The sequence below is a fragment of the Streptococcus sp. UBA632 genome, from assembly GCF_002300045.1.
GTDB lineage: Bacteria > Bacillota > Bacilli > Lactobacillales > Streptococcaceae > Streptococcus > Streptococcus alactolyticus.
Map to the genome: position 1 here is coordinate 1 of NZ_DBPA01000014.1, position 10,875 is coordinate 10,875.

12 protein-coding genes and 1 pseudogene are annotated in these 10,875 nt (G+C 39.4%); all 13 read left to right on the top strand.

The window, feature by feature from the left end; genetic code table 11:
• Window positions 1–44 precede the first annotated feature (44 nt).
• The gene (gltX, locus tag B3473_RS01315; RefSeq protein WP_168261160.1) at window positions 45–1,502 is read left to right on the top strand and encodes a glutamate--tRNA ligase; all 1,458 of its coding nucleotides are present in this window, start codon (window positions 45–47) and stop codon (window positions 1,500–1,502) included.
• Between the two features lie 34 nt (window positions 1,503–1,536).
• Complete coding sequence (locus B3473_RS01320) at window positions 1,537–2,118, top strand: NUDIX hydrolase (protein WP_154455298.1); 582 nt, start codon at window positions 1,537–1,539, stop codon at window positions 2,116–2,118.
• Between the two features lie 241 nt (window positions 2,119–2,359).
• Window positions 2,360–3,550 carry an argininosuccinate synthase gene (locus B3473_RS01325; RefSeq protein ID WP_154455287.1) on the top strand — a complete coding sequence of 397 codons (1,191 nt, stop codon included), beginning with the start codon at window positions 2,360–2,362 and terminating at the stop codon, window positions 3,548–3,550.
• A 278-nt stretch (window positions 3,551–3,828) separates the two neighbouring features.
• Entirely contained in the window at window positions 3,829–5,229 is a 1,401-nt protein-coding gene (gene argH / locus B3473_RS01330; protein ID WP_154455286.1) for an argininosuccinate lyase, read from the top strand.
• Between the two features lie 105 nt (window positions 5,230–5,334).
• Window positions 5,335–5,694, top strand: coding sequence for a ribonuclease P protein component (gene rnpA / locus B3473_RS01335; protein WP_154455285.1), 360 nt, complete (start codon window positions 5,335–5,337; stop codon window positions 5,692–5,694).
• Complete coding sequence (locus tag B3473_RS01340) at window positions 5,678–6,493, top strand: YidC/Oxa1 family membrane protein insertase (RefSeq protein WP_167829311.1); 816 nt, start codon at window positions 5,678–5,680, stop codon at window positions 6,491–6,493. Before rnpA ends, B3473_RS01340 begins: the two co-directional genes overlap by 17 nt.
• 11 nt (window positions 6,494–6,504) lie before the next feature.
• Complete coding sequence (jag, locus tag B3473_RS01345; protein WP_154455284.1) at window positions 6,505–7,515, top strand: RNA-binding cell elongation regulator Jag/EloR; 1,011 nt, start codon at window positions 6,505–6,507, stop codon at window positions 7,513–7,515.
• Between the two features lie 124 nt (window positions 7,516–7,639).
• Complete coding sequence (locus tag B3473_RS01350) at window positions 7,640–8,491, top strand: ABC transporter ATP-binding protein (protein ID WP_293651009.1); 852 nt, start codon at window positions 7,640–7,642, stop codon at window positions 8,489–8,491.
• On the top strand, window positions 8,492–9,331 hold the full coding sequence (locus tag B3473_RS01355; protein ID WP_293651010.1) for an ABC transporter permease: 840 nt from the start codon (window positions 8,492–8,494) through the stop codon (window positions 9,329–9,331).
• Between the two features lie 22 nt (window positions 9,332–9,353).
• Window positions 9,354–9,806, top strand: coding sequence for a LytTR family DNA-binding domain-containing protein (locus B3473_RS01360; protein ID WP_235281074.1), 453 nt, complete (start codon window positions 9,354–9,356; stop codon window positions 9,804–9,806).
• 15 nt (window positions 9,807–9,821) lie between these two features.
• Window positions 9,822–9,947 carry a hypothetical protein gene (locus tag B3473_RS01365; RefSeq protein ID WP_268828022.1) on the top strand — a complete coding sequence of 42 codons (126 nt, stop codon included), beginning with the start codon at window positions 9,822–9,824 and terminating at the stop codon, window positions 9,945–9,947.
• 203 nt (window positions 9,948–10,150) lie between these two features.
• A complete protein-coding gene (locus tag B3473_RS01370; protein ID WP_293651011.1) occupies window positions 10,151–10,312 on the top strand; it encodes a hypothetical protein in 162 nt (53 codons plus the stop codon).
• Between the two features lie 4 nt (window positions 10,313–10,316).
• Window positions 10,317–10,875: pseudogene (locus B3473_RS01375) on the top strand (replication initiator protein A); the annotation flags it as partial.

Genomic DNA, 10,875 nt, shown 5'->3' on the forward strand with positions numbered 1-10,875 from the left:
ATTGTGCTATAATAGGAATGATTGAAATGTAATAGGAGATGACAATGCCTAAGAAGATTCGTGTGCGTTACGCACCAAGTCCAACGGGACTTTTACACATCGGAAATGCGCGAACTGCGCTCTTTAATTACCTTTACGCTCGTCACCATGGTGGTGACTTTATTATCCGTATCGAAGATACTGACCGTAAACGCCATGTCGAAGACGGTGAACGTTCACAATTGGAAAACCTCAAATGGTTGGGAATGGATTGGGACGAAAGCCCAGAAACTCATGACAAATACCGCCAATCAGAACGTTTGGATATTTACCAAAAATACATCGACCAATTGTTGGCAGAAGGTAAAGCTTATAAATCATACGTTACAGAAGAAGAATTAGCTGCTGAACGTGAACGCCAAGAAGTTGCTGGTGAAACACCACGCTACATTAACGAATTTCTTGGTATGTCTGAGGATGAAAAAGCAGCCTACATTGCTGAACGTGAAGCAAAAGGCATCGTTCCAACGGTTCGCTTGGCTGTCAACGAATCAGGTATCTACAAATGGAATGATATCGTTAAAGGCGAGATTGAATTTGAAGGTGGCAACATCGGTGGTGACTGGGTTATCCAGAAAAAAGATGGTTATCCAACTTACAACTTTGCCGTTGTCATTGACGACCACTTAATGGAGATTTCACACGTTATCCGTGGAGATGACCACATTGCCAATACACCAAAACAATTGATGGTTTATGAAGCCCTTGGTTGGGAAGCACCTGAGTTTGGTCACATGACTTTGATTATCAACTCTGAAACAGGTAAAAAACTATCAAAACGTGACACCAACACGCTTCAATTTATCGAAGATTACCGCAAAAAAGGCTATATGCCAGAAGCTGTCTTTAACTTTATTGCTCTTCTTGGTTGGAACCCAGGTGGTGAGGATGAAATCTTCTCACGTGAAGAATTGATTAAACTCTTTGACGAACATCGTTTGAGCAAATCTCCAGCTGCCTTTGACCAAAAGAAAATGGATTGGATGAGCAACGAATACATCAAGAATGCTGATTTTGATACCATTTTTGCGATGGCAAAACCATTCTTGGAAAAAGCTGGTCGTTTGACAGACAAGGCTGAAAAATTAGTGGAACTTTACAAACCACAAATGAAATCTGTGGACGAAATCGTTCCATTGACAGACTTGTTCTTTGAAGATTTCCCAGAATTAACTGATGCTGAAAAAGAATTCATGGCTGGTGAAACTGTACCAACCGTTCTTGAAGCCTTCAAAGCAAAATTAGAAGCGATGAGTGATGAAGATTTCAAATCTGAAAACATCTTCCCACAAATCAAAGCTGTTCAAAAAGAAACAGGCATCAAAGGTAAAAACCTCTTCATGCCAATCCGTATCGCCGTTTCAGGTGAAATGCACGGTCCAGAACTTCCAGATACCATCTACCTTCTTGGTCGTGAAAAATCAATCGAACACATCGATAACATGCTTAAAAGCCTGTCATAATGAGTGACGAGGCAAAATGGGAAGGAGATTGGGGATGGGGCAATATCAGGAGTTATTGGCAGAATACCTTTTGAATAACCCTGATGAGCAGTCTGCTTGTGACAATCTTTTAAGTCAGGTAGCTACTGAAACAGATAGTGAATTGACGAATAGAAAGAACTTTAGAGGGCATTTTACAGCTTCTATATTTGTCGTATCAGAGCAAGATAACAGGGTTTTGATGCTTCACCATAATATTCTAAAGAGATACCTGCAACCAGGAGGTCACATTGAACCTTCTGACCAAAATCCTCTAATGGCTGCCAAAAGAGAGTTGGTTGAAGAAACTCAGATTGATGCGGAAAACTTAGTCTATAAATGTGTAAATCCGCTCAATCCGCTTGTTCCATTCCACATCTCTATTCATAAAATTCCAGAAAATACATTAAAAAATGAAAAAAGTCATTACCACTATGATTGCCAATACCTATTTTTATCGAGCAAGGATACTCAGGTTATCATAGATGAGAAAGAGTCTAGTTCATTTGAGTGGATTGAATGGGATGCTTTTAAACAGATGACAGGCTATCAGAAAATAGCCCAAAAAATTGAGGATTTAAGATTGCAGAGTCATTAAATGACCTAACCTATCACAATTTGTGGTAGGTTATTTTTTTATGCCAGAATACTTGCTCTGTATTTCTTGTATAAAAGAAGATGATTTTTGTATATATACCGTATAACACTTATAAAAGATAAAAAACGGGATATTTTTTGAAAAAATATTCAAATTTCTATTGACAATATGATTTTACCTGTGTATAATTATGCACATAAAATTAATAAAGACGAAAACTATAAGAAAAGAGAGAAGTTCTATGGAAAAAGAAAAAGTGATTTTAGCCTACTCAGGCGGTTTGGATACATCAGTTGCGATTACTTGGCTTAAAAAAGATTATGATGTGATTGCGGTTTGTATGGATGTTGGTGAGGGCAAAGACCTTGACTTTATTCATGATAAGGCACTTAAGGTCGGAGCGATTGAGTCTTATGTCCTTGATGTTAAGGATGAGTTTGCTGAGGAGTATGTTCTACCAGCCTTGCAAGCTCATGCTTACTACGAGCAAAAATACCCTTTGGTATCAGCCCTTAGCCGTCCAGTTATTTCTAAAAAATTGGTGGAAATCGCCCACGAAACGGGTGCAACAACTATTGCCCACGGTTGTACAGGTAAGGGAAATGACCAAGTGCGTTTTGAAGTGGCCATTGCTGCGCTGGACCCAAGTCTAAAAGTGATTGCGCCAGTGCGTGAGTGGAAATGGTCACGTGAGGAAGAAATTGAGTACGCTAAAGCAAACGGCGTTCCAGTTCCAGCTGACCTTGACAATCCTTATTCTGTTGACCAAAACCTTTGGGGTCGTGCCAATGAATGCGGTGTTCTTGAAAATCCTTGGAATCAAGCTCCAGAAGACGCCTTTGGCATTACAACGTCACCAGAAGAAGCACCTGACACACCAGAATTTGTGGATATTGAATTTAAAGCAGGAAAACCCGTTGCCCTAAACGGCGAAGCCATGAAATTGACAGACCTTATCCAAGCATTGAACACGATTGCTGGAAAACACGGTGTTGGACGTATTGACCACGTGGAAAACCGTTTGGTTGGTATCAAATCGCGTGAAATCTACGAATGTCCTGGAGCTATCACACTTTTGACTGCCCACAAAGAAATCGAAGATTTGACCTTGGTGCGTGAAGTATCACATTTCAAACCCATTCTTGAAAATGAATTGTCAAATTTGATTTACAATGCCCTTTGGTTTAGCCCAGCAACCCAAGCCATTATTGCCTACATCAAAGAAACGCAAAAAGTGGTAAATGGTATTGCGAAAGTGAAATTATACAAAGGCCACGCCCAAGTGGTGGCACGTCAATCACCAAATTCACTTTACGATGAAAACTTGGCAACTTATACATCAGCCGATAGCTTTGACCAAGACGCAGCCGTAGGTTTCATCAAACTTTGGGGACTACCCACCCAAGTCAATTCACAAGTCAACAACCAATAAGACAAGAAAATTGGTGGGATACTGTTTAGGCTTAGGAGACAACAAGCTTATCCATCAAGCTTCAGATAAAAAGGGACAGGGAGCCCTATCTGAACCTCTTTTCTTATAACTTTCATTCGCAAGTGCCAACAGAGAGTGGCATCGAACTTAAATAAGGCCATCCAGCGAGATGCCTTTAAGCCCAGCACCCCGTGAGGTGAAATAGCTAGAGCAATCTAGCTTTTTTAATAACAATACCAACACGAAATCGTGATTGCTTTTAGGAAAAGGAAACGATTATGAATAAGAATGACAATCATAAATTATGGGGCGGGCGTTTTGAGGCTGGTCTTGAAAAATGGGTTGAGGAATTTGGAGCATCCATTTCTTTTGACCAAAAAATGGCAGAATTTGATTTGAAAGGGTCAATTGCCCATGTGACTATGCTGGGTGAAACAGGTATTATCACTAAAGACGAGGCTGATCAAATCAAGGCAGGTTTGGAAGAACTTTTAGCAGAATACAAGGCAGGCCAGATAACTTTTGACGTGTCAAATGAGGATATCCACATGAATATGGAAAGCCTTTTGACTGCTAAAATTGGTCCTGTGGCGGGTAAATTGCACACGGCACGTTCGCGTAATGACCAAGTGGCAACGGATATGCACCTGTATTTGAAGGCAAAATTGGATGAGGTGATTGGTAAGTTGGCTCATTTGCGGGAAACCTTGGTGGATTTGGCACAAGAGCACGTTTACACCATCATGCCAGGTTATACCCACCTGCAACACGCTCAGCCTATTTCATTTGGGCATCACTTGATGGCTTATTATAATATGTTCACGCGTGACAGCGAACGTTTTGTGTTTAACGTGAAACATACAGACCTCTCTCCTCTTGGTGCGGCAGCCTTGGCGGGAACGACTTTCCCTATTGACCGTAACATGACAGCGGATTTGATGGGATTTGCCAAACCTTATAGCAATTCCTTGGACGCTGTATCTGACCGTGATTTTATCTTGGAATTTTTGGCCAATAGTTCGATGTTGATGATGCACATGAGCCGTATGTGTGAAGAAATCATCAACTGGTGCTCAAATGAATTTCAGTTTATCATCCTATCAGATACGTTTTCAACAGGGTCATCTATTATGCCGCAAAAGAAAAACCCTGATATGGCCGAGTTGATTCGTGGAAAATCAGGGCGTGTTTATGGCAATTTGATTGGGTTATTGACCGTGATGAAATCTTTGCCGCTGGCTTACAATAAAGACTTGCAAGAGGACAAGGAGGGTATGTTTGATACGGTGGAAACCATTACGGTGGCCATTGATATTTTGGCAGGAATGCTCAAAACCATGACGGTTAATAAAGAGCACATGGCTGAGTCAACAGAGAAAGATTTTTCAAATGCAACAGAGTTAGCCGATTATCTAGCTAGCAAGGGTCTACCGTTCCGTCAAGCCCACGAAATCGTCGGCAAGTTAGTCTTGGAATGCACCAAGGCAGGTTGTTATTTGCAAGATGTGCCGCTGGAGCGTTACCAAACTATTTCTGACTTGATTGAGGCGGATATTTACGATACGTTGGCTTCTCACACGGCTGTCAAACGCCGTCATTCGCTTGGTGGTACAGGCTTTGACCAAGTACAGTGGCAAATTGACCAAGCCAAACAATGCTTAGCTCAGCAGAAAGATTAGGTGAAATAAACGTCTAACAGAAGATATTGAGCCCACAACCATTAGAGGTTGGGGCTTTTTGAATTTTTATGGTATAATAGACATAATTTAGAATGGAGTCGTACGTTGAAGAAAACCTATCGTGTTAAAAGTGACAAAGATTTTCAGACTATTTTCAGTCAAGGCACTAGTGTTGCCAACCGAAAATTTGTCGTTTATTATTTCAAAAAAAATCAAAGCCACTATCGGGCAGGGCTTTCTGTAAGCAAAAAACTTGGAAATGCTGTGACACGAAACAGTATCAAGCGAAAAATTCGACACGTCCTTTTGGAATTCTCACCTCATTTGCAGCCTTACGACTTTGTGATTATTGCGCGTAAAGGTGTCGAGGAGCTAGACTACCATGAAGTGAAAAAGAATTTACTCCATGTTTTAAAAATTGCTAATCTATATCAGGAAGGTCTAACTAGTGAAAAGAAACTTTAAATTATTAGGACTTAGCGGTCTTAGTTTATTACTTCTAACGGCTTGTGGTACTGGAGAAGTGACAGCCTCATCAACAAATGGATGGGACCAGATTGTTTATTTCTTTGCCAAAGCCATTCAGTGGCTATCCATTAACGGTCGTATCGGTGTTGGGATTGTGCTCTTCACCATTGTTATCCGAACCCTCATGATGCCGCTTTACAATATTCAAATCAAATCTGGTCAAAAAATGCAAGACTTGCAACCAGAGTTGAGAGAATTGCAAAAGCGTTACCCAGGTCGTGACACAGATAGCCGTATGAAATTGGCTGAGGAAAGCCAAGCTCTTTACAGAAAATACGGTGTCAATCCTTATGCGACCATGATTCCTTTGTTGGTACAATTGCCGATTTTGATGGCCTTGTATCAAGCTTTGACTCGCGTTTCTTTCTTGAAGACAGGGACTTTCTTGTGGATTGAATTGTCACAACCAGACCCTTACTTCATCTTGCCGTTGGCAGCTGCTTTGTTTACTTTCTTGTCATCTTGGTTGACCAATAAGGCTGCGCGTGAGCAAAACATGGCCATGACTGTGATGACTTATGTCATGCCTGTCTTGATTTTCTTTATGAGTTTCCGATTGGCTTCAGGGGTTGTGCTTTACTGGTCTGTATCCTATGCTTTCCAAGTTTTCCAAATCCTTTTGTTAAATAACCCATTTAAAATTATTGCAAAACGTTTGGAAGAAGAGCAAGCAGAAAGAGAACGTGCTGCTAGAATTCGCCGAGCTAAAAAGAAAGCTCAAAGAAGAAAAAGGTAGGAGAGGAAAGTATGGTATTATTCACAGGTCGAACTGTTGAAGAAGCAATCGAAAAAGGGCTAAACGAGATGCAACTAACCCGCTTGAAAGCTCATATTAAAGTCGTTTCTCGTGAAAAACATGGTTTTTTAGGATTTGGTAAAAAACCAGCTCAAGTTGATATTGAAGGCATTAATGAAGTAACGGCTCATAGGGCAGACCAAAAGGCTGTCAGAGGCGTTCCTGATACCATCAATCAACAAAATACCCCCGTTTCTTCTCAACTTGAGGACACACTGGAATTGCGCAAAATTTCAGGAATCATCAAGCAAATGGAAGAACGTGGCGAAAAGATTGATGATGAAGTTAAGGAAAACATCGTCAAACACAAAAAATCGACCCAAAGAATTCTTGAAGAAGCTGGTCATACAGCGGTTTTAGAGGCCTTGGAAAAGGCTGATACTCCAGAAAATACAGCTGACACCCAAGAAGTTTCAGCAAGCCCCGAAATTACTGTTTCTGAACCAACTCCAGAAACACCAAAAGAAGAGCCTGTTTCATCGACTGACAACCGTGCTGAATTGAGCAATGATATCGAAAAAGCGGCTGAAGAAGTAGCTGCCTATGTCGAAAAAATCATTTATGAAATGGATATCGAAGCAACGCTTGAAACCAGCCACAACCGCCGCCAAATCAATTTGCAAATTGAAACACCAGAGGCAGGACGTGTAATTGGCTATCACGGTAAAGTCTTGAAATCATTGCAATTGTTGTCACAAAACTTCTTGCATGACCGTTATTCAAAGAATTTTTCAGTGATTTTAAATGTGCATGATTACATGGAACACCGCACGGAAACCTTGATTGAATTTACCCGAAAAGCAGCTAATCGCGTGCTTGAAACAGGTAAAGATTATGTCATGGATCCCATGAGCAATAGTGAGCGAAAAATCGTCCACAAAACTATCACCAGCATTGAAGGCGTGGATAGTTATTCAGAAGGTAATGACCCAGATCGCTACGTGGTTGTGACAGCTGTTTAATAAATTTACAGAGCCGTTAAGGCTCTTTTTTTTGTCGGTTAGTTGCTATTTTTCACCGCTTACCGTAAGATGGCTATTTTGTTGGGACTTTTTTGCTATAATAGCTGTAAAAGGGGGGAAGGTTATGTTGATTAGAACGAAGAAGCTTACGAAAACATTTGGCGACCAATTGGTGATTGATCATTTGGATTTGGAAGTTGAAGAGGGAATGTTAATAGCCTATATTGGCACAAATGGTGCTGGTAAATCTACGACAATGCGGATGTTGACGGGTCTTTTGGCACCGACCTCTGGTGAAATTGAATTAGCGCCAGATTTAAAAATCGGAATGGTCTTTCAAGAGAGTGTCTTGGATGCGGAATTAACTGTTTTGGATAATTTGAGAAGTCGTTTGGCGCTTTACCGTAACCGTGATAAGGATTGGATGGATAAACTGATTCGTTTGACGAGGATCGATGCTTTTCTTAATCAGACATATGGTACTTTGTCAGGTGGGCAACGTCGTCGCGTTGATATTGTTCGTGCACTTTTAAATAAGCCTAATTTGCTTTTCTTGGATGAGCCGACAACCGGGCTTGATATACAGACACGAGAAGCTATTTGGCAATTATTACGCCAGTTGCAAGCGGAAGAAAAATTAACAATCTTTTTGACAACGCATTACCTTGAAGAAGCTGAAAATGCGGATATGGCTTATATCATTGACCATGGCAAGGTTTTGGCAAAAGGGTCAGCCAAGGAATTGAAAGAAACTTATACACAGCCCCATTTATTAATCAAAACACAACAAGTGAAAGCTTTTCAGGATACCGATTATTATCTACAAGCGGATGATTGTTTGAAAATTGAGGTTAACAGTGTATCAGAAGCTCTAACGATTTTGTCGGACAAGCGAGCCGTGATTGAGGATTTTGATTACAAAAAGGCTAATATTAACGATGTCTTTTTAAGCATTACGGGAAGGGAGATGGCGTAAATGGTTGCAATGACAAAACGAAATTTGAAACTTTATTTTTCCAATAAAATGAGTGTTTTTTTCTCGATGTTGGGAGCTTTGATTGCTTTTGGTTTATACATTATTTTCTTGCAAAAAAATATGCAGGATTCTTGGTCTGGAACCCCACATTTGGAAGAAGTTTTAGATAATTGGGTGATTGGTGGTACCTTGGCGATAACGAGCATTACGACAACTTGGACAGGAATTGTTCGCTTAGTTCATGACCGAGAAAATCACAAGCTAGAAGATTTTTTATTGACTGATATGTCACGTTTTAAAGTCTATCTGGGTTATTTAATGTCAGCGAGTATCATTGGTTTTACCATGCAAGCATTTATGTTTATCGTGATGAAACTCTATTTTCATTGGCAAGATAAGATTAGCCTTTCTGCCTCACATTTACCACAAATACTTGGTATAATGGTTTTAGGGTCATTACTCGGAGCAAGTCTTGCTTTGTTGATTTTACAATTTGTCAAATCGATAGAATCTAGTGAGGCTTTATCAACTATTGTTGGGACAGTTTCAGGGTTTCTCGTGGGCGTTTATATGCCACTTGGAGTACTACCGAATATTGCACAAATTGTGGTTAAAATAACGCCAGCAGCCTACGTCGCTGCGGCTTATCGTCAGGTATTGATTAACCAAGACTATCTTGGAAAATCAGAAAAAGCGTACTTAGGCATTGGGTTAAAATTAAAAGAATTAACGACGGTCAATCAAGAATTGCTAATCATCAGTGGTGTGCTGGTTATTAACCTTAGCGTTCTAGCAATGATGTTAATCGTCAAAGAAAAACGTCCAGTGATTAGTGGATAAGTAGAAAATGAGGGGGAGAGTTGTGCACTATCAATTCGAGGAAAATAAGCAGTTACCAAAAGATGTTATTGAAGTCTTAGTTAAAAGCTGTCAGTTTGACAATTCCGTACAAAAAGTTCTGGATTATCTTGCCCAATTTGAGCAAACAGATCCGGCAGTTTTGCCGATAAAAACGGTAGATTGTATTGAAATGTTGCATGTGGCAGATTTGATTCTCGTTGATGTTGATGGCTCTACCCTTATTTTGGAAACGACGCAGGGACGATTGCTGACTAACGACCGATTGTATAAATTTCGCAATCGCTTAGCAAATCCAGATTTTGTACAGGTTTCTAAGCATGCTTTGATTAATATCAATCATTTGAAAGCACTTGAGAATAGCTTTTCAGGCAATATGTTAGCGATATTGACAGGAAAAATCAAAGCAGATGTTAGTCGGCGTTATTTGTCAGAGTTGGAAAACTTGGGATTGTGAGGTGACATTGATGAAATGTTTAACGACTGGGGTATTGATGGAAATACTAAAGTCATTACTGATGAGGAAGGTGGTTTATTTTATTCTTTAACTGATAACTATGCTATCCTAAAGACATATGCTACTGACAGTGGTGAATAAATATTCAGTCAACACTTCTCATTGAGGTGAGTTATTTAATTTCAGACCTCTTCAAACGCCTTGAAAAGCTGCATTGGGGATTTGATTTGTTAAAAAAGAGCGGTAAGTGTCTAGAGTTTTGAGAATTAATAAAATAAATCTATAAGTCAAGAGAGCAATGAAAATTGTTCTCTTTTTCTGTACTAAAAAGAAAGGATACAAACATGACTTCTAATGAACTACATTCGCGTGAAATACTCATTGAATTTTTGATGTTTGAGTTAAAAATTTCACGTAAAGAAAGTCAAAGTCAACTTGCTGAATTAGAAAAATTTGGTCTTATTGAAGTAAAACCAAATGGTCAGCTTTATTTTAAAATGGTATAGATTTATGGTTTTTAATGCAATAACTGTAGAACAGTATGAAACGTCTGAACGATATTTTAAACTTCCAAAACTTTTATTTGAAAGTCCTCGTTATGAAGATATGCGATTAGATTCAAAAGTATCTTACTCAATCTTAAAAGATAGACTAAGCCTTTCCCTAAGAAATAATTGGGTTGATGAAGAGGGACGAATTTATCTAGTTTATTCAAATACAAGTTTGATGAAAATTCTTAAAGTATCAAAGTCAACTTTGTTAAGGATAAAAAAACAATTAGCTGAATACGATTTAATTAAGGAAGTTCAACAGTCAACTAGTAGTAAAGGAAACCTTGCTAATCGTATTTATCTTGGAAACTTGATTGTTGATGATTTTGACGCTAACGATGATGAATTACCCGGGGTGTCAAATTTAGACCAGGGGGTGTCAAAATAATACGGGGGTGGTGTCAAATTCAGCCCCTAATGAGACTGAATATAACGAGACTAATTATAGTGATCATATTAGTTCTAGAAAGACTGAGAAAAATTCTAATGAATTTTCACAGTCAACTGAAACTAATCAG

Coding starts and splice junctions, on each gene's coding strand:
- B3473_RS01325 (WP_154455287.1), top strand. CDS start 2,360: ATGGAAAAAGAAAAAGTGATTTTAGCCTACTCAGGCGGTTTGGATACA.
- B3473_RS01365 (WP_268828022.1), top strand. CDS start 9,822: ATGTTTAACGACTGGGGTATTGATGGAAATACTAAAGTCATTACTGAT.
- argH (WP_154455286.1), top strand. CDS start 3,829: ATGAATAAGAATGACAATCATAAATTATGGGGCGGGCGTTTTGAGGCT.
- jag (WP_154455284.1), top strand. CDS start 6,505: ATGGTATTATTCACAGGTCGAACTGTTGAAGAAGCAATCGAAAAAGGG.
- B3473_RS01355 (WP_293651010.1), top strand. CDS start 8,492: ATGGTTGCAATGACAAAACGAAATTTGAAACTTTATTTTTCCAATAAA.
- B3473_RS01370 (WP_293651011.1), top strand. CDS start 10,151: ATGACTTCTAATGAACTACATTCGCGTGAAATACTCATTGAATTTTTG.
- B3473_RS01350 (WP_293651009.1), top strand. CDS start 7,640: ATGTTGATTAGAACGAAGAAGCTTACGAAAACATTTGGCGACCAATTG.
- gltX (WP_168261160.1), top strand. CDS start 45: ATGCCTAAGAAGATTCGTGTGCGTTACGCACCAAGTCCAACGGGACTT.
- B3473_RS01320 (WP_154455298.1), top strand. CDS start 1,537: ATGGGGCAATATCAGGAGTTATTGGCAGAATACCTTTTGAATAACCCT.